The 21,578-nt window shown below is 61.6% G+C and carries 26 protein-coding genes; 3 read left to right on the plus strand and 23 right to left on the minus strand.

Translation table 11 applies throughout. From position 1 onward, the window contains the following. Nucleotides 1-30 precede the first annotated feature (30 nt). Nucleotides 31-1,377: an ABC transporter substrate-binding protein gene (locus AC1RJY_RS19865; RefSeq protein WP_011773215.1), complete on the minus strand. Its 1,347-nt coding sequence runs from the start codon at nucleotides 1,375-1,377 to the stop codon at nucleotides 31-33. A gap of 250 nt (nucleotides 1,378-1,627) precedes the next feature. On the opposite strand from AC1RJY_RS19865, the gene AC1RJY_RS19870 reads away from it, so the two are divergent. After that, nucleotides 1,628-2,029 (plus strand): helix-turn-helix domain-containing protein, encoded by a 402-nt coding sequence (locus AC1RJY_RS19870; RefSeq protein WP_498603080.1) that lies wholly within the window; start codon nucleotides 1,628-1,630, stop codon nucleotides 2,027-2,029. A 5-nt stretch (nucleotides 2,030-2,034) separates the two neighbouring features. Here AC1RJY_RS19870 and AC1RJY_RS19875 read toward each other — a convergent pair whose 3' ends face one another. The 10 genes from AC1RJY_RS19875 to AC1RJY_RS19920 all read right to left on the minus strand — a co-directional run bounded on the left by AC1RJY_RS19875 (nucleotide 2,035) and on the right by AC1RJY_RS19920 (nucleotide 8,301). Then, the gene (locus AC1RJY_RS19875; RefSeq protein WP_498603081.1) at nucleotides 2,035-2,751 is read right to left on the minus strand and encodes a DNA alkylation repair protein; all 717 of its coding nucleotides are present in this window, start codon (nucleotides 2,749-2,751) and stop codon (nucleotides 2,035-2,037) included. Nucleotides 2,752-2,847: 96 nt separating this feature from the next. Then, entirely contained in the window at nucleotides 2,848-3,639 is a 792-nt protein-coding gene (locus tag AC1RJY_RS19880) for an anti-sigma factor domain-containing protein (protein WP_498603082.1), read from the minus strand. Further along, nucleotides 3,626-4,204, minus strand: coding sequence for an RNA polymerase sigma factor (locus AC1RJY_RS19885; protein WP_011773211.1), 579 nt, complete (start codon nucleotides 4,202-4,204; stop codon nucleotides 3,626-3,628). The genes AC1RJY_RS19880 and AC1RJY_RS19885 overlap by 14 nt, the downstream gene beginning before the upstream one ends. A gap of 52 nt (nucleotides 4,205-4,256) precedes the next feature. Further along, nucleotides 4,257-4,937 (minus strand): class F sortase, encoded by a 681-nt coding sequence (locus AC1RJY_RS19890; protein WP_011773210.1) that lies wholly within the window; start codon nucleotides 4,935-4,937, stop codon nucleotides 4,257-4,259. A gap of 123 nt (nucleotides 4,938-5,060) precedes the next feature. Then, entirely contained in the window at nucleotides 5,061-5,915 is an 855-nt protein-coding gene (locus tag AC1RJY_RS19895; protein WP_498603083.1) for a DUF4397 domain-containing protein, read from the minus strand. A 122-nt stretch (nucleotides 5,916-6,037) separates the two neighbouring features. Continuing rightward, entirely contained in the window at nucleotides 6,038-6,649 is a 612-nt protein-coding gene (locus AC1RJY_RS19900; RefSeq protein WP_011773208.1) for a hypothetical protein, read from the minus strand. After that, nucleotides 6,646-7,293, minus strand: coding sequence for a DUF6286 domain-containing protein (locus AC1RJY_RS19905; RefSeq protein ID WP_498603084.1), 648 nt, complete (start codon nucleotides 7,291-7,293; stop codon nucleotides 6,646-6,648). The genes AC1RJY_RS19900 and AC1RJY_RS19905 overlap by 4 nt, the downstream gene beginning before the upstream one ends. Next, nucleotides 7,290-7,670: a hypothetical protein gene (locus AC1RJY_RS19910; protein WP_014920564.1), complete on the minus strand. Its 381-nt coding sequence runs from the start codon at nucleotides 7,668-7,670 to the stop codon at nucleotides 7,290-7,292. Before AC1RJY_RS19910 ends, AC1RJY_RS19905 begins: the two co-directional genes overlap by 4 nt. Continuing rightward, nucleotides 7,667-7,858 (minus strand): hypothetical protein, encoded by a 192-nt coding sequence (locus tag AC1RJY_RS19915; protein ID WP_014920563.1) that lies wholly within the window; start codon nucleotides 7,856-7,858, stop codon nucleotides 7,667-7,669. Before AC1RJY_RS19915 ends, AC1RJY_RS19910 begins: the two co-directional genes overlap by 4 nt. After that, a complete protein-coding gene (locus tag AC1RJY_RS19920) occupies nucleotides 7,855-8,301 on the minus strand; it encodes an Asp23/Gls24 family envelope stress response protein (protein WP_011773204.1) in 447 nt (148 codons plus the stop codon). Before AC1RJY_RS19920 ends, AC1RJY_RS19915 begins: the two co-directional genes overlap by 4 nt. A gap of 329 nt (nucleotides 8,302-8,630) precedes the next feature. Between AC1RJY_RS19920 and AC1RJY_RS19925 the strand changes: the two genes are divergently transcribed. Both AC1RJY_RS19925 and AC1RJY_RS19930 read left to right on the plus strand, forming a co-directional pair. Beyond that, nucleotides 8,631-9,227 (plus strand): DUF6318 family protein, encoded by a 597-nt coding sequence (locus tag AC1RJY_RS19925; protein ID WP_498603101.1) that lies wholly within the window; start codon nucleotides 8,631-8,633, stop codon nucleotides 9,225-9,227. 4 nt (nucleotides 9,228-9,231) lie between these two features. Beyond that, nucleotides 9,232-10,182 carry a hypothetical protein gene (locus AC1RJY_RS19930; protein WP_498603085.1) on the plus strand — a complete coding sequence of 317 codons (951 nt, stop codon included), beginning with the start codon at nucleotides 9,232-9,234 and terminating at the stop codon, nucleotides 10,180-10,182. Nucleotides 10,183-10,204: 22 nt separating this feature from the next. On the opposite strand, the gene AC1RJY_RS19935 is transcribed toward AC1RJY_RS19930, so the two are convergent. From AC1RJY_RS19935 to AC1RJY_RS19990, 12 genes are all read right to left on the minus strand, one after another. Next, a complete protein-coding gene (locus tag AC1RJY_RS19935; protein ID WP_011773201.1) occupies nucleotides 10,205-11,041 on the minus strand; it encodes a carbohydrate ABC transporter permease in 837 nt (278 codons plus the stop codon). Continuing rightward, nucleotides 11,035-12,006: a carbohydrate ABC transporter permease gene (locus AC1RJY_RS19940; protein ID WP_498603086.1), complete on the minus strand. Its 972-nt coding sequence runs from the start codon at nucleotides 12,004-12,006 to the stop codon at nucleotides 11,035-11,037. Before AC1RJY_RS19940 ends, AC1RJY_RS19935 begins: the two co-directional genes overlap by 7 nt. A gap of 11 nt (nucleotides 12,007-12,017) precedes the next feature. Next, nucleotides 12,018-13,343, minus strand: coding sequence for an ABC transporter substrate-binding protein (locus AC1RJY_RS19945; protein ID WP_498603087.1), 1,326 nt, complete (start codon nucleotides 13,341-13,343; stop codon nucleotides 12,018-12,020). Nucleotides 13,344-13,556: 213 nt separating this feature from the next. Continuing rightward, a complete protein-coding gene (locus AC1RJY_RS19950) occupies nucleotides 13,557-14,663 on the minus strand; it encodes a LacI family DNA-binding transcriptional regulator (protein ID WP_011773198.1) in 1,107 nt (368 codons plus the stop codon). 74 nt (nucleotides 14,664-14,737) lie between these two features. Continuing rightward, nucleotides 14,738-15,622 carry a PfkB family carbohydrate kinase gene (locus tag AC1RJY_RS19955; protein ID WP_498603088.1) on the minus strand — a complete coding sequence of 295 codons (885 nt, stop codon included), beginning with the start codon at nucleotides 15,620-15,622 and terminating at the stop codon, nucleotides 14,738-14,740. An 85-nt stretch (nucleotides 15,623-15,707) separates the two neighbouring features. Then, entirely contained in the window at nucleotides 15,708-16,709 is a 1,002-nt protein-coding gene (locus tag AC1RJY_RS19960) for an SIS domain-containing protein (protein WP_210064852.1), read from the minus strand. Nucleotides 16,710-17,037: 328 nt separating this feature from the next. Then, nucleotides 17,038-17,451: an SOS response-associated peptidase family protein gene (locus tag AC1RJY_RS19965; RefSeq protein WP_498603102.1), complete on the minus strand. Its 414-nt coding sequence runs from the start codon at nucleotides 17,449-17,451 to the stop codon at nucleotides 17,038-17,040. Nucleotides 17,452-17,581: 130 nt separating this feature from the next. Next, a complete protein-coding gene (locus AC1RJY_RS19970) occupies nucleotides 17,582-18,856 on the minus strand; it encodes an MFS transporter (RefSeq protein ID WP_498603089.1) in 1,275 nt (424 codons plus the stop codon). Between the two features lie 79 nt (nucleotides 18,857-18,935). Next, a complete protein-coding gene (locus AC1RJY_RS19975) occupies nucleotides 18,936-20,348 on the minus strand; it encodes an MBL fold metallo-hydrolase (RefSeq protein WP_498603090.1) in 1,413 nt (470 codons plus the stop codon). Between the two features lie 92 nt (nucleotides 20,349-20,440). Next, nucleotides 20,441-20,851: a rhodanese-like domain-containing protein gene (locus AC1RJY_RS19980; protein WP_014920551.1), complete on the minus strand. Its 411-nt coding sequence runs from the start codon at nucleotides 20,849-20,851 to the stop codon at nucleotides 20,441-20,443. Between the two features lie 4 nt (nucleotides 20,852-20,855). Then, nucleotides 20,856-21,218: a thioredoxin family protein gene (locus AC1RJY_RS19985; protein WP_014920550.1), complete on the minus strand. Its 363-nt coding sequence runs from the start codon at nucleotides 21,216-21,218 to the stop codon at nucleotides 20,856-20,858. A 56-nt stretch (nucleotides 21,219-21,274) separates the two neighbouring features. Beyond that, complete coding sequence (locus tag AC1RJY_RS19990) at nucleotides 21,275-21,571, minus strand: rhodanese-like domain-containing protein (RefSeq protein ID WP_014920549.1); 297 nt, start codon at nucleotides 21,569-21,571, stop codon at nucleotides 21,275-21,277. Nucleotides 21,572-21,578 lie beyond the last annotated feature (7 nt).

The raw sequence follows: 21,578 nt of genomic DNA on the forward strand, positions 1-21,578 counted from the left end.
TTCCAGTCAGGGGAGGCAGCACTTTGGGAGTTAGCTCTTAGGCCAGCTGGATTCGATGCTGTTGGCAACATCCTGCGAAGACGTGCCGTTGATCCACTGCACGATGCCCTTCCAGAAGGAGTTGGAACCAACCGCACTCGGCATCAGGTCAGAGCCGTCAAAGCGGAACACAGTCTCGGGGTCCTGAAGGATCTGGACGGTCAGTTTGTCGAGGTCGGACTGTGCGTTGTTGGGATCCAGGCCCTTGTTAGCACTGACGACGCCGCCAAGCTTGACGCGGTTGTTGGCAAAGTCGGCGCTTGCCAGGTAGGCCAGGAACGACTGAACCTCTGCAGTGTCCTTGTATGCGCCCACCATTTCGCCGCCACCGGTGACTGCCTTGCCCTTGCTTTCGTCGATCGGCGGGGTGATGAAGGCCCACACGTCGCCATCTTCAGCAACGTTGGTTCCTGCAGGCCAGTTGGCTGCCTGGAAGTTGGCCTGGTGGTGCATGGCGCACGTACCATCCAGGACCGGCTGGCCAGCCTGGGCGAAGCCGGTGCTCAGGATCGAGCGGACGTCACCGAAGCCGCCGTTGACCATTTCCTGGTTGAGCAGGATATCGCCGGCCTTGTTGAAGGAATCAACGATCTTGGGGTCGTTGAAGGGGATCTGGTGAGCTACCCACTGGTCGTAAACCTCGGGGCCATGCGCACGCAGGACGACGTCCTCGATCCAGTCAGTGCCGGGCCAGCCGGTAGCCTCACCGGACTCGAATCCTGCGCACCACGGCTTCATGTTCGGGTCATCCGCGGCAATCTTCTTGGACAGCTCGATCATTTCGTCCCACGTCTTGGGGACTTCCCAGCCCTTGTCCTTGAAGGTCTTGGGCGCGTACCAAACAAAGCCCTTGACGTTGGCCAGCATCGGAGCGGCGTAGTACGTGCCGTCCACGGTGCCGTACTTCTTCCAGTCAGGGGACCAGTTCTTGTCTACAAGATCGGAGACAGTCTTCGGAGCTGGCTTCAGGTAGCCTGCCCGTGCTTGGGTGGCCAGAAGACCGGGCTGCGGGAAGATCGCCACATCAGGGGCGGTGCCGGACTGGGCACGGACACCGATCTGCGTTTCGAATTCCTTGCTGCCCTCGTACTTAACGGTGATGCCTGTGCAGTTCTCGAACTGCGCCCAGGATTCCTCGAGGTTGGTGGCTTCAATGTCCACGATGGTGGAGTAGACGGAGACGGTCTTGCCGTCATGCTTGCCATAGCTTTCGTAGGCGGAGCAATCCTCCGAGCCGGCGGTGGATCCTCCACCGCCACCATCTCCGCTACAGGCGGAAAGGGTAAGTGCCAGAACACCGGCGGCTGCGACCGGTAGCAGGTACTTGGTTTTCTTCATGCTAAAGACTCCTCGCTGAGTACAAAGATTCGGCGGCGCAATTGATGTGGTGACGCTCACACTAGTCATTGTCTGCGTCGGAATGCAAGCGCTTACACGTAACGTAACCGCATCGATACCAAGTAGCCTGACTTTCGCTGCGGAGAGCTGGGTAGCCGGGCCTAAGCGGGCATTTGCGGTCGGGCTTCACGCTCCGCCATTGGACATGTCGATTTGATTGCCTACTATTGCCTATGGAAAAGTAGGAATCGTGGATGAACTTGAAGCACTGCAAACCATTGGCCGCCTGATCAAGGAAGAACGCCTGGCGCAAGGGCTGAGCCAGGTTCAGTTGGCCAAACAGGCGGGAACCGCCATCAAGACCGTTCGGACGTTGGAGTCCGGAACGCGGCGCACACAGGAAATCAACCAGCGCAAGCTTGAGCATGCCCTGGGCTGGAGGGCAGGGTCTGTTTCAGAGGTCCTGAAAGGCAAGTCCACCTTCGCTCCGGACATGATCACCCCCGACGACATGCGATCGGGGGACGAATCACGTCAAGGACCTCCGCGCGTTACCGTTCCCAGCGCTCCCATAGCCCGCGCCTCGCACCTCTCCGACGAAGAGCTCCTTGCCGAGCTCACCTACCGGATGATGCACCGTAACAGGGACTAAAAGAGTTAGTTGATGGCTTGGCGCCGCACCATCTCATTGATCCAACTCGGAGCGAACGGCGATGTGCAGTTAGGCGGCGTAGGGTAGTCCTTCAGCACTTCCAGGCGCTCACCGATGTCCAAGGCCCTGGCACGGTGCTCCGGGAACTCAATGCCGATCTGTGCCAAGCAGTGGTTCATGGCCCACTGAAGACGGTCCGGAGCGTCCTTCATGTCGGCCTCGATGATGTCGAGCAGCTGCACGATGTCCAGGCCTTCCGGCTTCCTGACCACCCTTTCGGACGTCAGCGCCCATCCGGCACTCGCCACCACAGGATCGGGATCGGAGAACCAAGCCAATCGCAGATCTTCGGAGTGCGGGCTTTTCTTGACGACGTAGTTCACCAGCCAGTCCTGCACTTTGGGCGTCCGCGCTTCACGCAGCATGCTGTCCAGCTCGGCCCGCCCAAAGGCCTTGGGACGGCAGATCAGAAGTGCCAGCAATTTGGCAGCGGTGTCGCCCGTGTCCCAGAGCTCCCGCGCGAGATCCTGTTGGGTCTTCAGCCGCTTCGCGACGGCACGCAGTTTGCTGAGGTTTACCCCGTGGTCATCGCCGTGTTTTTCATTCACTTCGCGAGCCCGGGGTTCTTCCAGTGCGGCCAGTTCCGCCATAAGCCCGGCCACGGTGGTCTCGAGCAGAGATTTGTCAGGCGCAGATGTTGAAGCCACTGTTGTTCCAGCCACTGGGGCCTCCTGTCCTTCGGTATGGGATTCAGGCTACCCGCAACTGAGAGCGCGAGGGCAGCCCACGCCAATGCGATTCACACCAGTGAAGGGCCCTCAGGAAGTGAGCGAGCCCCTGACGATGCTGACGCTGGAGTGGCCGGGATTTCCGTCCAGTGGTTCATCCGAAACGTCGACGATGGGGAAATCGGCCAGATTCAGGTCCGCCGGAAGCGGGAAGGTACCTGAGTCCGACTTCATGATTCCCAGACTGATCAGCCGTGTGAGGTCCGTGCCAATAAGCCAGACCTCCTGGTAGCCCTGCGCTTCTTCTTTGCTCAGTTTCACTTCCAGGGTTCGCGTTCCATCAGGGGACTCAAGGACTGTCGCCGATCCTGTAGCAGTGTGCTGGGCAAGTGGCGTCAGCTCTGCTCGTGCCAACGGCGTTGCCGCCTGGTTGATGTTCCACAGGGTTGCACCGGCGATGACCAAGGCACCTGCTGCGGCGACCGCCAGCCAGGTCCCGCGGCGTTGCCACCCTTGGGGACGTTTCTTGACGGAATTTATGTCCGCGGGTGGTGCTGCTGGTTGCTCTGGTTCGGTTGGACCGTTAATGCCGGGCTTGCTGGTTTCAGTTCCTGTTGCAGAGCCCGCTGCGGAACCCAAGGGGTCTTCCCGGATTGCGTCCGACAAACCCAGTTCCCGGTGAATCCCACTCCACACACTGGGCCCGGGCACCTCAAGGGTGCTGCTGTCCGGCGTGGTTTTCATGGCGTCAACGGCGCGGCGCAAAGCGGCGTACTCCGCCGAGCAGGCATCGCAGCCGCTAAGGTGCTGCCGGCCCTCCTCATCGAGCCAGTCACCGTAAAGCGCCAGGAGGCTCAACTCTTCCGGATCAATGTGCGGCATGGTCAACCTCCAGTCTGCTTCTTAGGTGGATCAAGCTGCGCCGAATGTGGCTTTTGACGGTACCAAGCGGTAGTTCAAGCCTGCGGGAAATCTGCTCGTGCGTCAGGTCTTCATAGAATGCCAATTTCATGATGGCGCCCTGCGGTTCACCAAGCCGGTCGAGTTCGCCGTCCAGGAGCAGCCTGTCGGCCAGCACCTCCACAGCTCCCTCCGTAGGACCTCCGCCGCCGGTGTCTTGGACCTGGGCGACGGCAAGGACTCTACGAACTTCCCGGTTCGACGCTGAGTGGGCGTCCGCAATGACGTGGCGTGCAATGCCCACTATCCATGCCGGCAGGCGCGCGACCTCGGGGTTGAAGGTGTCCCGTGAACGCCACACCCGGATAAACACCTCTTGGGTGACGTCGTCGGCCGCGGCACGGTCCCTCAAGGACCTCAAAGCGAGCGTGTGAACCAGCGGGGCAAACTGCCTGTAAGCAGCCACAAGTGCAGACTCATCCCCCGCCGTGAATGAGGCGGTCAACGTATCGTCCCACTCGGAAGAAACCTCGTTTGGGGATACCAAAGGAGACTCCTTCCCGGCGTCAGCGACGAGGACCACGGCCGGGTTGGGGTGCTTATTCAAGGACCGCGGTGACAATCACATTGTCGCTGTAGTCCATTCGTTCGTCCAGCCATCTGCCGCCGCAGGTGACCACTTTGAGTTCGTGCGGTCCGGTCCGGCGGAACAGCGAGTCGCCGTCAAAGGCGTCCTTGGCCATCAGCGTGACGGAGACAACCCGATAGTTGAGTGCGGGAGCACCCTCCCGCCCTACGGTTATCAAGGTTCCGGCCGGCAAGGATTTCAGCTGGGAGAACGGCGCCTGGTCAGAGGTGGTGTCGATGTGTCCGGCCAGGACAGCTGTGCCTTCCGCGGCTCCGGGGGCGGATCCGAATCGGTACCATCCGGCCTGGTAGAAGGTCTCCGGTATCTCCATAGCCCCACCGGGCGCGACCCCCACGGGGATAACGGCCATGTCAATTGACGTTCCGGCCACCTTGAGCGACACCGGAGGGGGAACCGCCGCCGGCTGCGTGGGAGTTGCGCCCTTCAGCGAGACTTCGGCAGGTGGTCGGGACGGCTCGGCCGGTGGCAGCGACGGTTGAGTCTGCTGCTCGCTGGGGTCCGGGCCGCTTGCCTCACTGGAAGAACTACCGGCCGTCAACGGTGTCGCGGTTCCGCATGCCGTCAGAACGAGCACTGCCATCCCGGCGAGCGCCGCCACCCGGCGGCTTCGGCTTGGCTTACTTGGTGTCATAACGGTTGTTTCCTGGCGTCTACGGCCGGATGCTCCGGCTGCCGTGATTGATGCGGGGTCCTGGCCGTCGTTACCGGACGACCAGGACCTGTTCCGCTCTTATGTCATGCCGTTGCCTTGGCCTTAGGACTTCCTTGCGGCGGAAGTGCGAACCTTTCCAAGCCCCACGACGATCAGCAGCAACGTTGCCGCCGCGAGTCCGCCGCCCAGAACCATCAGTTCTGTCGGGACCATCTGTTCTGTCGGGACACTGCCCGATGAGCCGTCCAGGGCGCCTGGTACCGATCCGGGAGCCGAATGCAGCCCGTCAATGGTCTGCACCGCTAGTTGAAGGTTCTTGTCAGTCAGGCTTCCCCACGCATAGACGATGGTGTGCGTGCCTTCGGACACCGTCACATCGGCCGGGCCAATGACAGGTGCTGTCGTACCCGCTGCGGCCACTGCGGCCGAAATCGTACCCGGGTCAAGGGTGAGCGTTTGCTCATTGGGGTTGGCCAGGTTGGTCACCACGGCTGTGCCGCCGGCAAGCACATCCACAGCTGGCGCCGCGGCCGTGTGCCGGACCGTCAGCTTGCCCTTGCCGGCATCGATGCGCGAGACGTCGTTCGTGAAGAAGTTCGCGGTTGGCTTCCCGGCCGCATCGAGGTTGGCGACGGCGGTGTAGTTGCCGTTCGCCGCCAAGGTCACCGTCACCGGCCCGATAACGGGGGCAGAGGCATCGGCAGCGTCCGAGGCGGTAATGGCCAGATCGTAGGCACCGGGCGGAAGTGCCAAGGGCCCGGCCAGAGTGCCGGGAGCGAAGTCATCCAGGGTTCGTGCTCCGTTGACCCAGACGTCAACGGTTAACCCAGGCACTCCGTGCAGTACGGACAGGTGCGCGTCACCCTCCGCCGCCTGTGCGGGGACAGCCAAGACGATTGCTGCTGCCAGTGCTGCGGCGCTGGCTCCTGCTCCTGCCGTAAGTATTCTGCTGCGCATATCCTTCTCCTCAATCGGCCCGACGTGCGGGGATTTTGCTGATACCCCTACTACCGACACAAGGCAGGCTATGGATGCGGATGCGCTGTATTTTTGTGGATGTTTTCTCTGCGTGCGCCTTGTCAGCGGACCCTTTCGGCCTTGGTGAACTTGGATCGGGCACCGGAGACCATGTGCACCAATACCGGGGTCTTTTGTCCGATCACAAGGTCCAGCGCTTCAACCAGCTGCGACACTTCCGCAGCGAGGAGGTGGGGCGCCACTCCTTGCCTCGGTTGAATGCGGATGCGCAGGCCCGGTTTGCCCTTTACCTCCAGTGTCGCCACGGATGCACCAGCGAGGTCGGTCCGTTCAGACAAGGCTGCCCGTAGCGCCTGTTCAGCTACGCCACCACCGATCCGGACTTCGCCGTCCACGTCGCTGTCGTCATCGCTGGCCACCAGCAAGTTGGCCCTGCCTTTGCCCTGCTGTGACAGCCAAGCGATCATCGCAATGATGATCGCCACGAGGATCAGGCCTGCCACAATCCACAGCCAGCTTTCTTCGCGTCCGGGGAGGTGCGTCTGCCGGAAAGCATTTTCGGCGCCTGCCCACACGGAAGCCGACCAACCATGCCACCAAGTAGCCACTGCCGGCACAGTAGCCAGCAGCAGGAGAAGCAGCCCGATGGCCAGCAGTTTCACACCGATGATGAAGAGCAGTACGCGGTTGAGGGCACGCGGTGTTCCGTTCACGCTCCGATCACCCCCGACGACGCCAAGTTGACCCTGACAGCAGGCATCGGCACGGGCGACATTTCTTCAAGTTCAGCCTGCACGGCAGTCAGCACTGCTTCTTCGCTGACCCGGCTGCCCGAGGTTGGCCGCACGTTCACCACAACCAACTGTCGCGAGACAACTACCATGACTTGTTCCTGGGTAACGTTCGCGGCAGTTCGTGCACGACGTGCCAACGCAGAGGCCAGGACTTCGTCATCAACCACGACGGCGGTCCGCGGGTCCCGGAGCAAGTGACGGGCGCGTCGGCCCGGCAGAACAGCGTGGAGGAGGAAGAAGAGGCCGACCATGGCAATGACCGCACCACTCGCACCAAGCAGCAGGGGTGAGATGCCTTCCGGGAGTGCGATGATGCGCTCTGCCGCGGTGGTGGGGTCGATCAGCCAAGGTGGCTGCCCAATGGCGCGGACACCTGCTTCGAGGAGTGCATAGACACACAGGATGATGACGAGGACAGCCGCAATCACGGACGCACCCGCGCGTGACGAATGCGTCTCGCGGCGCAGGATACGGCTCATGTCGGGGTCTTCCCCGGCCACCGGGCTGGCTCCCGCGTTCGGGTCCGTTGCCTTCATTTGTTGTGTTTCCTGATCCTGGGTCACTGGACGCGGCCTCCCTCAGTGACGTGTGCTCCGCTGATCCTGATATCCACCCTGCTGAGTTGGGAGCCGCTGAGCCGCGTGACGGTTTCAAGAACGAAAGCCTTGGCCGCCACGGCACGGTCCCAAATGGACCCTCCAAATCCTTGGACACGCTGCGGATCACGCAACACCTCGGTCAAAGCCGGGACGCTGATAGGTGCCACGATGGACAAAGCCAGCAGGCCGTCGTCGTCCGCCCAATCAGCGCGGATGTCGCTGGCCTCAACGCCGAGCGCCTCCGCTGCAGCGGCCCGAGCCAACGATGTCAATGCCTGGGTACTGATCCGGTTATGGCCGGCCAGGCTGGTGGTGAACTCCACAGCCTCAGCCACGCTCATGACGAAGAGCGCCGGCCCGTAATGGCGTCCAGCACACTGCGAAGATCCAGCTTGCCCTCAGCCGCGCGGCCGAACAGCGCGCCGATGCCCATGAACAGCAGGGAGATCAGGAAACCCCATAACCCGAACGAGAAGGACATGAAAGCTACAAAAGCGCCGATAGCGATTCCCACCACGGTCATGCTCATTGGAGTGCATCCCTTTCCACTACCACTGCCTTGGCTCCGGCGGGTTTGGCCGGCGGTGCAATGAAGACATCGGTGATCTCGATATTGACCTCGATCACTTGAAGGCCAACCAGTTCCTCCACGGCGCGGTACACCGCAGCCCTGACTTGGTTGGCAACGCCGTGCAGGGGATGGCCGTAGAGAGCAACCAACGTGATATCCACCGCCACCTGGGTCTCCCCGACCTCAGCGCGGACGCCTGCTGCATGGTCGGAGCTGCCGACGGCGTCGCGAATGGCACCCAGCGCACGGGACGGAGCCGAGCCCAAGGAGTAGACGCCGGGCACGGTGCGGGCAGCGATACCCGCTACTTTGGCGACGGCCGCCTCGGAGATGATGGTGCGTCCGGTCCCAAGGATTTCGCCCCCGGGCACGGGATCAAGCTGCACGTTCTGGTCTTCCATGGAGCACTCCCCTTCTCTTGAGTACCACCCTAGCGTCTAGCTCCGACGCTTTGGGAGAAGCGTCGGAGAGTGGGGTGCGCGCGGCGGCGGCTGCTCGCAGATCTGCTCGGTTCAGTCCTGGATGGGAGAGCGCCAGCGATGAGGCCTTCGCCCACATCCACGTTATCCACAGGCTGGAATTCGTGACTGGGTCGCGGCAGTTCGCCCCACCTAGACTGGCCGACACATCACCAAAAACAGCTGTTGGGGAGCCTGTCATGCCGCGCCATTCGTTCACGTCTTCGCCTTTTGTCCGCACTCTGCCAGCGGTTTGTGCCCTCGCGGTTGCGATGCTTCTGAGCGGCTGCGCGAGCGGCTCCACACCCAACAGCGCAGCTTCCCAAACAGGCTCGACGACGGCGGCGCCCACCCCAAGCGCCTCGGTCCCCGCAGCGTCGGCTACTCCGTCTGCCGCCCCTGTGTACAAGCCCGCCGACGCGACGGGGAAAGCACAGAACGTGCCCGTTCCCGTGATGCCCGAGCTTGCGAAGGAGAACTCGAAAGCCGGGCTGGAGGCGTTTATTGGGTACTGGTACGCGCAGCTAAGCTACAGCTACGAGACAGGGTCCACAGAGCAGCTGACGCCTTTGAGTAGTTCGACGTGCGCCTTATGTACGTCACTCCGTAAAGGGGTCGAGAGTGGCTGGCAAGATGGGCGCTGGATCGTCGGAGGCGCAATCAGATCAGCGACCGTTGAGGCTGACTTTGATCCGTCAATGACCACGCAAGTCGCCGCAGTGCAGGTAATCCAGGAAACGATTGAGATCAGGGCACAAGATGGGTCGCTTTATCAAGAGCCAACCGCCCCCACGAACTCGGCAAGTCGGGCCGCGCTGACCTTTGAGGATCAACGGTGGCTACTGATCGACCTTGGTCTGATCCGCTAGCACTATGCAAAATTCCAAGCGCATCACTGCAGCCCTTCTAGCCTGCACGTACGTTCTGTCGGCCTTCTACTGCGGCATCGCCATAGCCAAAGATTCAAAGATAGACATCGGCTACGTCGATAACGGGCTGAAACTGAAGGGAACTCAGTGGACCAAGGATCAGGTCAACGGCACATTCACGCCGTTTGTTGGGGGCAGTACGGCTGGTACCGAGGACCCCAATCAGTACATGGCCGATACCCACTGCCGCGCCGACGGCCCCGACACCAAAGACCCGGGCTGCGATGCCCTGGACTGCCCGGCAACCACACCCGCAGGCGAGGAAGGCACTCCGGTCATCTGGAAAGAAGCACCCAAAGCCATCACCAACCCCGGCTGGACCGACTGGATCCCCGTCAGCGGACCCACCTGCCTCTACGACCCCCAACCCGAGAACGTCCTGGCCAACATCGCCGCCCGGATCCTGAACGACTTCCGCCAACTCCCCCTCAACCCCGGAAACCTCGAAGCCCAACCCTTCCCCCACACCCTCAAAGGCGGACCCACCAACTTCTACACCACCGCCGCAGACCAAACCTTCGACCTCACCATCCTCGGCCAAGCAGTCCACCTGACCGCCACACCCACCAGCTACACCTACACCTACGGAGACGGCACCACCCTCGGACCCACCCCCGCCGCCGGCTACACCATCCCCGAAACCGAATGGCTCAACAACCAAACCCGCACCAGCCACACCTACACAGACACCGGCAACTACCAAGCCGCCCTCACCACCAGCTTCACCGGCACTTACTCGGTCAACAACGGCCCACCACTACCCATCAACGGCACCCTGGACATCACCACACCCGCCAAAACCATCCACGTCTGGAAAACAGAAAAAGCACTCGTCGCCGACACCTGCCAGGAAAACCCCAACTCCTGGGGCTGCCCCGGCAGCCCGGAAAACTAGCCTGCGCTGGGTGAACCCACGGCTACTTACCAACTCCGTCGGCTAGACCACGGATGAAGTACCGCTGCCCCGCAAAGAAGAGCACAATCACTGGAATTGCTGCGATGGCCATGCCTGCGAACACCACAGGGTAGTCCGTGCCGTGTTTGGACATCAGGTTGGTAAGCCCCACCGGCAGGGTCTGCAACGCTCCCCCGCTGGTGAAGACCATGGCGAACAGGTACTCGTTCCAGGTGAACAGGATGTTTAAGAGAACAGTAGAAACGAGGATTGGCTTGCACATGGGCAGAATGACCTGCCAGAACGCCCGGGCCTTTGAGGCCCCATCAACTGAGGCTGCCTCATCCACCTCTGCGGGCAGGTCCATCATGTAAGCCCGGATAAGGAACGTCGTGAACGGAACACGGAACGCCGTGTACAGAATCAGCAACGCCCAGAGGTTGTTGTACAGCCCCAGGCTCTGGAACATCTTGACCAGCGGGATCAGCGCCACCGTGGGAGCGAGCATCAGGCCCCCGAGGATGAGAATCAGCACCACCCTGTTGAACGGGATATTCACCCGGGTCAGTCCGTAAGCAGCCCACGCGCTGATAAATACGGTTGCAATAGTGGAAGCCACCGTGACCAGGACGCTGGTAGTGAGATAGTCGCCCACCCCTCGGTTCCACGCGGTGACGTAGTTGTCCCATTTCCACGCAACGGGCAGGGCGAAGGGATTGGAGAACAATTCGGAGTTGGACTTCACGCCGTTGAGCAGCATCCAGACCAAGGGATAAATGACGACGACGGCGAGTGCAATCAGGAACGCTTTGACCAGGACCCGTCCAAGTACCAGGAGCACAGCTGAGCGCGTCACCATTGGACCCTCCTTTTCTTGGAGATACGAAGCTGAATGACGGCCAGGACCAACGTGATGATGAAGACAGCAGTGGCGACGGCGGCCGCGTAGCCAAAGTCATTGCGGACGAATCCGCTTCTGTAGAGCCATGTACCGAGGACCTGGCTGGAGTTGTTCGGCCCTCCGCTGGTCATCACCATGACTTCGTTGAACACTTGGAAAGCTCCCGACACCGTGACAATCATCATGAGACCGGTCATTTCCCTGACGAGTGGCAAGGAAATCGAAAAGAACCGCTGGAAGGGTCCCACGCCGTCAATGGACGCCGCTTCATACAGTTCAGACGGGATCCGCTGCAGGGCCACCGAGAACAGAAGCGTGCAGTATCCGAAGCCCTGCCATTGGCTCATGGCAATGATGGCAAAAATGGCCGTGTTTTCCTGCCCCAGCCACGCTTGAGTGAAGTTCCCCAAGCCAAGGAAATCCAGCGCCGCGTTAAGGATGCCCATCTCGGGTTCGTAGATGAAGTAGAACAGGAGGCCAGCGACCGTCAGGGAGATCGCCGAGGGTACAAAGTAGACGGCTCGAAGGATTCCCCTCCACCGCTGGCTTCGCAGTCCCTCGATCATCGCGGCGAGGATCATCGCACCGAATACCTGGAAGGCGATGGAGATGATCGCGTACAGGGTGTTGTTAAGGAGTGACTTCCAGAAGATGGGGTCGTTGAACATTCGGACGTAGTTGTCCGCGCCCACAAAAGTTTGGCGGCCGCTGTAGATATCCCACTTGAGGAAACTGAACCCCAGGTTCTGAACCAGTGGCAGGTACGCAAAGACCCCTAACAGCAGGACCGCAGGCAACACCCACACGACGTTGCGCCAGTGAGTCGTCCGGGCAAACTTTGGCGTACTGGTTCTCGGGGACTTAGTGGAAGCGGGCGCCGGTGGTGGAGCCGCGGGCTTCCAGGCAGTATCGGAAACAGTCATGGCGTGTCCTGCTATTTCGCTGCACTGGAAGCAGCCCGGACAGAGGCAAGAACCTGATCCGGGGTTTGCGTTCCGGCCACCAAGGCTTCCCCACCGGCCAACCAGGCATCAGCAACCGCGGGAACAGTGACGGAGTCCAGCCAGGTGATCGCCGCGGATGCTTCGTTCACCTGCTTGATGCCCTCGATGACAGGTCCGGAAGAGTTCTCCGTGGAAACCGCGCCCTTGACCGCACTGGGCTGGCCGTATGGCGGGGCAGAGAGTTTGGCTGCGTTCTGCGTGTTGGTTACGAACTTCATGAAATCAGCTGCAAGCGCGGCGTTTTTGGAACGCGCATTGATGATGTAGCCCTCAGGGGAACCTTCGATCGCTTGTGTATCGCCCTTGGCGTCCGCGGCGGCGGGAAGCTTGAAGATGCCCAGACCGTCCTGCTTGAGTTTTGAATCGGCGGAAGCAGTGGAGTCGAATTCAAGGATCTCCTGGTAGTACATACCTGACTTGCCCTCAGCCAGGGCCTGCTGTGCCGTGGTGTAGAGGACACCGTTGGAGTCTTTGCCGCTGCCGGTGCACTCATTGACCAAGCGGGTGAACTGGTCCATTGCCTTGAGGTAGCCCTTGTCCTCGAGCTTGGCCGTCGCCGGGCTGAAGTCGGCTTGCAGCGTATCGGCCGGCACTTCGTAGGCGAAGAGTTGCTGCAGGTAGTGGAGCCCCGGCCAGCCATCCTTGTTCCCGAACGAGATCGGCTCGTAGCCGGCTCCCTTCAGCACCGAGCAGGAAGAAATCAGATCATCGAAAGTGGACGGCGGTGTCAGGCCCAGCTCTTTGAAGATGCGCTGGTTGTAACCCATGAACTTGCCGTTGTTGTAGAGCGGAACCGCGAAGTACTTGCCGTCCTTGGCGAAGGCCTTCAGCGCGGACTCGCCAAAGTTGTTGCCCCACTCGGTACCAGGGGCAATGACCGGGGTCAGATCTGCTGCGAGTCCCCCATCAATGAAGTTGTTGGCCCAGCTGCCAGCCCAGGTGAAATAGATGTCCGGCATGGCTTGGGACGCAGTCAGCGTCTTGGTCTTGTCCTTGATGCTCTGGTCCGTCTCCTGGATGAGATCGAAGGACACTTCCGGGTGCAGCTTCTTGTACTCCGCCGCCAGATCCTCAAAGTACGGCTCCAGCGGGTCTCCACCAAACTTTGTGAGGATACTGAGGGTCCCGGCGTACTGTGGCTCAGCGTTCGGGTCCAGGACAGCGGCCGGCTGGCTACCGCCGTCGGCACAACCGGTAAGAGCCAGCGCGGCGCCAGCCAGCAATGCCATCAGTGATTGGGTGTTTTTACGCATCATTTCTTCTTTCGGTCGAAGGGCCGATCAGCGGGGTCCCTATGGGAGTCGGAAGTCATGCCCGCCGTTGGGATGTACTTCACCGCAGACGGGCTGAAGGGGTAACTCTTAGGACGGAACTTGGGGAGGGGTTGGAATTTGTGATACCGGTACCACAGTGAATCATGATTTACGTGCGTGCGGAAGAGACCTAACGGAAATTACAGGAGGGAATTTCTATTCGCCGCGGGCAGCGCGCACAGGGCCGTCTGATGAACGGGCCACGAGCTGCGAGGGCAGGACGTGCTTCTTCGGCGCAGAAGTGTCGCCGTCGATCCTTGCAATGAGCTGCTGGGAAGCGACCGCCCCCATCTGGCGCATGGGTTGCTGGATCATGGTCAGCGGCGGATCCATGACGGCAGCCCAAGGGCTGTCGTCGAACCCGATCAGGGAGACGTCCTTCAACAGCCGAAGGTTCTTGGCCCGCAAGGAATGAAGGGCCCCAACCGTCGCCTCGGTCTCGGTGGTGAAGATGGCCGTTGGCGGGTCTGCCAAAGCCAGCATTCCACTGACAGCCCGCGTCGCCTGGCCCTCATTCTTGAGAACGTGGGTGATGAGAGCTGTGTCGAAAGGGATCCCGGCCTCTTCGAGCGCGTCGAGGTAACCCCTCAGCCGTTCACCATCACTCCAGAGGGCCTCGTCCAGGATGCTGTGCATTTGTTTCAAGTCCGTCGCCGGACTCAGGGTCACCGGCCCCCAGGCGAATGCTATGCGCCGATGACCGTTGTGAATGAGCGACGCTACGGCCGATCGCGCAGCTTCCCGGTTGTCGATGACCACCGAATCCGTCTCCAGCTTGTCCACCAAACGGTCGATAAGCACTACAGGAGTTCCACGGTCAATGGCATTGGACAGATGCGAGACATCGTCGCTTCGGCCGGCCGCGGAGGCCACCACAAGGCCATCCACTTGCTTTGCCAGTAAAACGGCAATGGCATCGCGCTCGAGCTCAAGCTTCTCGTCAGTGCTCAGGATGATGGCGTCATAGCCGGCCGTTTTCGCCGTTTCCGAGATGCCTTTGAGCACGCCCGAGAAGAACGGGTTGGCCACATCCGCCAGCACAATTCCAAGGGTTTTGGTGACCCCTGTGGTCATGCTTCTAGCCAGCGTGTTCGGTTGGTAGCCCAATTTCTCGGCGGCCCGCATCACCTTGGCACGCGTGGCTTCACTGACCGAACCATAGTTCCCAAGGGTTCGGGCGACCGTGGCCCTCCCCACTCCCGCAGCTGCTGCTACTTCGGTAATGGTGGGGGCAGCCGGGTGGTTCTGATGATCCGTCGCCATCCGGCCCCCTTCAGTTGTGGAATCGGCGTTTGCGGTTCCGTCCGTTGATTTGTCTCTGCATCAGATCCTAGTAGCTACCGCGACTGCCTGGCCGCTACCTCGACTGCCCTGCCGTATCCAAAGGCGCCCTCCACATAACACTGAGCCGCGGCCGACTCCGCGCCACGAGCCAGGGCTTTCTGCAAAGCGTCGGCCGGCGGCCGGTACGCCCGGCTCCAGCCTGAGCCAAGCAGGCTGACCACGAGTCCCGCCAGGAAGGCATCCCCGCACCCCATGGTGTCCGCGAACCGCAGCGGGTCGGTGGGTGCCGCTGCCTGAGTGAGGAAGCGTTCGCCGTCGTACATCATTGCGCCTGACTGCCCGCGCGTCCCCACCGCAAGCGAAACGCCCGCTGCGTGTACTCGCTTGAGGTCATTTTCGACGGCGGCAACGGTCATGTTTCCGCACGACAAGAGCGCCAGGTCCACGTTGGGCGCCGTTCGGGTTAGATAGGAGTCTGTTCGACGTTCCGGCTCCGACGAGTAGTCAAAACTGACCAGCGTTTTGGTGGTTCTCACGGCAGGCAACTGGTCCTCCGACGCGGAATAGACGCTCGAATGCACCAGATCGGCTGAGGCCAAATACGTGAGGTGTTCCTCTTCAAGCATGAAGGGATCACTTGTGGTGACACCTCCGTCGTTCCATCCCAGGAAGATACGGTCACCGTCCACTACCTTGATTTCGGTGACCCCATTGAGGCCGTCGCGGATGATGCACTGACTGGTATCGACACCCTCCGCATCTATGGCATCGCGGACAAAAGCCCCTAGAGGATCCGAGCCAAAGACGCCGAGATAGGCGGATTCAGCGCCCAGCCGGCGGGCGAAGACCGCGACGTTAACGCAGTTTCCCCCGGGATACATCACTTTGCGGTCGAGAAAACGGTCCACAATGTTGTCCCCGAATCCGATTACTTTCATGCTCTTCCTGTCTCGAATCTGCGGGCCCGGACAGAGCCGGGCCCGCAGCGTGGCGCTACTCCCCCGTTCGGGGTGCGGCGAACGGTCAGTACTCCACCACTCGGTAGTAGCGGCGCAGATCCAGGGAGTGGTTGCGGACGCGTTCGAGGTGCTTGCTGAACCTGTCCAGGACGGTGTCCAAAATCAGCGGGGCCAGGAGCGCACGGAAACGAGGGCTGACGCCCGGCAGATCGTAGTCCTTGCTGTCCAGCAAGGTGGTGTTCTTGTTGTAGTTTTCGGCGAACTTGGCCACGCGGTCCATCAGCGGGCGGGTCTCGTCCTCTCCCAGGAGCAGCATGAGGCTGGTGTCTTCCTCAATGAGTTCCAAGGAGCCGTGGAAGAACTCTGCGCCGTGCACGCGGGTGGTCCGGAGCCACTGCATCTCTTCCAGGATGCACATTGAATAGAGGTAGGTGAGACCCCACAAGTTTCCGGTGCCAACCAGGAAATGGTAGTCAGCATCCTTGTTCTTCTCGGCAAACGCTTCCGCCACGGATTCTGCTTGACGGGCGACGCCGACCAAGCTTTCGGGGACGGTCATTAGTTCCGTTGCCAGCTCTTCGTATCCTTCAAATTCGCCCCGCGCCGCGAGGAGTCGGGCGCTCAAGAGAATCATGGGAATGTCGAACGGCCAGGTTTTGGGTTCGGTCACCAGGGCGACATCGAGGGCTTTGGCGAAGGGGCTATCTCCGAATCCTGTAAACCCAACGGTGTAGGCGCCCTTGGCCTTGGCAAACTCGATGGCCTCGATAACGTCTTCCGTAGTGCCCGAAACGGAGGCAAAGACAGCCACGGAACCGGGGCCGAACGTGGGGTCATCCGTGAGCATGAGCTCTTTGCCGATGGACGCGCGGACAGGCAGGGTGGAGCGGGACCGGATGAAGTGCTCGTACGGCAGCATCGCGGCGTAGGTTCCGCCGGCGCCGATGAGGAACAGGTTGGTCAGTCCCCGCTGCTGGACGGAGTCAACCACCGATTCGATCTGTCCCTGCAACGCCAGTGCACTGCGGGTCTGCGTGAGGAATTCCTCTTCTTTGAAGCCAAGCACGGATGGTCCTTTCAATATGACGCTGAGAGAGTTGAAACATGTTGATACCGGTATCAACATGTGGTCATCATGGTGTCATGGGGAATCGGAGGCGTCAATAGATTGAGCTGGGTTGATTTTAGGGGAGAAAGAAAGTTGCTGCGGCGCAGCGAAAGGTTAGGGCGCCGTAAAAGGCTACCCTAACGAGGTCATTCTGCCTGCAGAACCGCCCCTAAGCTGGTTCATCAGCTCGGGGCGCTGTTGCCCCGTGCTGTTCACGCGGGCGGTGACGATGCGCGGAGTTAGCGTGGGTTCCGGCAGGGACTCTTTGAGGTGTTGGACGTCAGCTTTATCGGTTAGGTCCGGGTCGAGCCATTCCGCGGAGAGGTGTTTCGGAGATGACGGACGATCTGTCGTGCACGTGCCCCAACGCGTCCTGGCTCGTTGTGGTCAGCACCGCGCAGGTCAGCATCCAGCGTTCAGGGTCATCTTCGGGCAGCTCCGGATCGGGCCAGAACTCGTACAAGCCAGCAAAGATCGCCCTCATATCCAACCCTGCGGCATCCCACAGAGTCTCCGCGTTTTCCCAGACGTACGCCGAGTACGTTTCATAAGCTCGGTCAAAAGGCTGGCTGCGAGTGTCGTTGCATCGCCTACACAGGGCTTTCTCAATCCGGACGGCGGACGACTTTCTAATGCTCTTGATGTAGTGGAGCCTTTCTTCATCACCACCCCATACAAGATTCGGCCCATCGCCTTGCATGCGCGCCAGATCCGTTCGTTTGTATTTGTGTTCCTGGCTGTCAGCTATGGCACCACACCACCAACATCTTCCATCGCGTTCCACGCGAAATGGCGTTAGATCGACGTGGTGCCGGGCCAAGGGCCAGTTTCTACCCGGTCATGTGGTCGTTGCCGCGCATTCGAACGGCGACCACCAGACCGGAGGCGGCTGTCAATGCAGCGACGGTGGCGATGGCGGCGGGAATCCCATACAGGTCTGCGAGAAAACCTGACAGGAGTGCACCGATGGCGAAGCCGCCGTCACGCCAGAGGCGGTAGATCCCGACGGAGCGGGCCCGCCAGGTGGGGTGTGCGACGTCCCCGATGGCGGCGAGGAGGGCGGGGTAGACCATAGCCGTTCCGATACCGAGGAGGACTGCGGCGATGAGCCAGAGCCCGAAACTGTGGGCTGCGGCGACTATTGCCAGTCCCGCGGCTTGGACAATCATGCCAGTCACAATGAACCATTTGCGGCCCCACCGGTCTGAGGCGGCACCGGTGAAAAGTTGCCCGGCGCCCCAGACCGCTGGATAAACGGCGGCCAGGATCCCTACCTGGTTCAGGTTTAGCCCGGCGCTGACAAAGAGGACCGGAAAGAGGCCCCAGGCGAGGCCGTCGTTGAGGTTGTTCACCAGTCCTGCCTGGCTGGCTGCGGAAAGTGAGCGGTCCTTGAAGCTGGTGAGGGTGAAAACCTGTCCCGTGGTGAGGCCGGCGTCGGCACTCTTGTGTGCACTTACGTGCTGGGAGGCTTCCGTCTTGGCATGGTGGTGGGTCTCGCGAATGGTCAGGACTGACAGGCCTAACCCGAGGGCGATGTAGGCGGCTCCGAGGAGGAACGGGCCGGGCCGGAGGCCATAGGCGGAGGCAATGTACCCGGTCGCGAGGGCAGTGACGGCGACGCCGAGGTAGCCTGCCGCTTCGTTCAAACCCATGGCGAGGCCGCGCTGTTTCGGGCCGGTCAGGTCCATTTTCATGATTACGGCGGTGGACCAGGTTAGGCCCTGGCTGATGCCGAGGAAGACGTTGGCCGCGACAATCCATCCCCATGACGGGCCAAAGATGAGCATGAGCGGGACGGGTATCGCTACCAGCCATCCAGTGACGAGGACGGGTTTACGGCCGTACCGGTCAGAGAGTGTTCCCGCGAAGTAGTTTGTCGCGGCCTTGGACAGGCCGAAGGCGAGGATGTAGGTCAGTGCGCTTGTGTATAGGTCCAGGTGGAAAACCTGCCCTGCCAGCAACGGCAGCACGGTGCGCTCCTGGCCAAGAGTGCCGCCCACCAGGGCGTTGACTGCAACCAGCAGCATGAACTGCGCCAGGTTCTGTCGCAGGCCCAGAGTGACGCCGGTGGAGTCCAAGGTGCTTCCCGCCTTTGTTCTGGCCATTCCGGGATTCTCGCCTTCGTGCCGGGGACATAAAAGGTGCCCGGACGCGTGGGGGAACGCGTCCGGGCGGTCTTAGAGGCTACTGTGCTGAGACGGCGCTCTGGCGGGTCTGCTGGAAGGCGTCCCAGGCAGCGTAGCTGCCATCGAGTTCGACGACGTCGTACCCGGCCCGGCGCAGGGCGCCGGCCACCACCGAGTTCCGGACACCGGACTGGCAGTACGTGACGATGGTGCCCTCGGCGGGGAGCTTGTCCAGGTGCCACATGATCCGGCCGCCACTGAGCTGGTACGAGCCGGGGATGTTCCCGGCGATGTGTTCGCTGCGGTTGCGGACGTCCACGACCAAGGCGACGTCAGAACCCTGCAGCTCCTCTGGCTGGATCAGCTTCGGCGTGGACATGGGAAGTCCTTCGATGCTGGTGACGTAGCCGGCGACGTTCTCGATGCCGACCCGAACCAGGTGGTCCCACAGGTCCATGGCCTGTTCCTGGTCCTGAGCGAGGAGTACCAGCGGGTTCTTGTCCGTCTCAGGGTTCACTACCCAGGCGCCGTAGCTGGCCACAGACTTGCCGGCCGGGACGTTCAGGGAACGGGCTACCGTGCCTTCGTGGACTTCGCTGTTGGAGCGGGTGTCGATGAAGGTCAGGGCATCTTCGGCAAGACCTGCAGCAACGATGCCGGTTGCCAGTTCGGGCAGCGGCGCCCGCTCACCCATCACGGCGGGACCTTCACGGTTTTCCCGCTTCATCCGGCCGAAGTAGGCGTGCGCATCGGGCTGGCCGTCAAGGAGCTCATCAATGAAGCCCTGCTCGTCATTGGCGGCGAGGTAGGGGCCCCACCAGGAGTAGAGCCGCTCGTAGCCCACCGTGGAGGACGGGATGGCGCCGAGCGCCTTGCCGCAGGCACTGCCGGCGCCGTGGGCCGGGTGGACCTGCACGTAGTCCGGCAGGGCCAGGAACTTGTCCCGCAGGCTCGCGAACAGCTGCTTGGCACCTTCGAAACGGGTGTCGGTCCCGCCGGCTGCCTCGTCCAGCAAGTCCGGCCGGCCCAGGTCACCGGAGAAGACGAAGTCGCCGGAGAGCAGGTAGCCGGGCTGGTCACTGAAGGCGCCGTCGGTGACTAGGAAGGAAAGGTGCTCCGGTGTGTGGCCCGGGGTGTGAACGGCTTGGATGCTGATGTTGCCGATGGTGATCCTGTCGCCGTCGTAGAGGCGTTCGCCGTCGAATTCGTACTGCCAGTCCGGTCCGCCTTCGCCGGAGACGTAAATCTTCGCTCCGGTGGCGGCGGCGAGTTCGCGGGTGCCGGAGAGGTAGTCGGCGTGGATGTGGGTTTCGGTGACGGCCACGATCTTCATGCCGTTCTTTTCAGCCAGTTCCTGGTAGACGGCGATGTCGCGGCGGCCGTCGACAACAACGGCAGTGCCGTTGGCCTGGCAGCCGATCAGGTAGCTGGCTTGGGCGAGGTCTTCATCGTAAATGCGCTCGATAAGCATCTGGTGCATCTCCTTCGATTGAAAGGGTTTGGGGGGGGCTTGGTCCTGCATCCAGTATATACCCCTGGGGGTATAATGCAGGCGGTGTGCGGCTAGGTAGATTTCGTGCGGACCAGCCTGCGCAGGAGCCTGCGCGGACCTGCCAGCGCATGGCCCGGCTGTTGCCTCGACGGGTTGTCCGGGGCTTGTTGGTAGGTGACGGGATGGCCTGCCCGGTACCACTCGGTGATCCCGCCGGCTACGTTGACCGTCTGGTATCCGCGATCGGTAAGGATCCGTGCGGCCTGGCTGCTGCGTTTTCCTGACCCGCACAGCACATAGATGGTGTTGTTGGGCAGGTCGGCGAGCCGGGAGGGCAGTTCGTCGAGTGGGATGTTGAGGCTCCCCGCCACATGCGCGGCGGCGTGCTCTTCACGGCTGCGCACGTCCACGAGTGTGGCGTGCGGCCATACCGTGGCGAGTTCGTCTGCCGTGACAGTGCGGTACGCATGGGCGCCTGGCATTGAGTCACACGTTCAGGGGTCCGGCCTGGGCGCGGAGTTCATTCATATCGACGTTCTTGACGGCCTGGATGACTTCCTCGAGGCCGGTGGCGTTGAGCGCGCCGGGCTGGGAGAAGACCAGGGTCTTGTCCTTGAAAGCCATCAGCGTGGGGATGGAGGTGATGCTCGCTGCTGCGGCGAGGGCCTGTTCTGCTTCCGTGTCCACCTTGGCGAAGATAATGTCCGGGTGCCGTTCCGCCGCGGCTCCATAGGTGGGGGCGAACATGCGGCACGGGCCGCACCACGCTGCCCAGAAGTCAACGAAGACGATCTCGTTGTCGTCCAGGGTCTGGGCGAAGTTCTGTTCGGTGATGTCAGTGGTTGCCATGGTCTTTTCGCTTCCTTTCAGGCGCTGTGTGGGGGGGGTGCCCGCGGATGCAGGACTTAAGTAGTGGGCAGGCCGGCGCGGGTCCAGGCGATCATCCCGCCGCCCATCGTGTCCGCCGTGTAGCCGGCTCCGTTCAGGGCGTCGGCGACGCGGGCTGAACGGTTGCCGCTGCGGCAGACGGCGATGACGGGGACTGCGGGGTCCAGTTCGGACAGGCGTGCCTGCAGTTGGCCCATGGGGATGTGCAGGGCGCCGGGGATCATGCCTTCGGCGATCTCGAAGTCTTCGCGGACATCGAGGATTTGGGCGGTAGAGCGACGCTGTTCGGCTTCGGGGATGGTGATTTCAGCCATGGGATTC

It is taken from the genome of Arthrobacter sp. GW822-FHT05G07 (assembly GCF_058799755.1).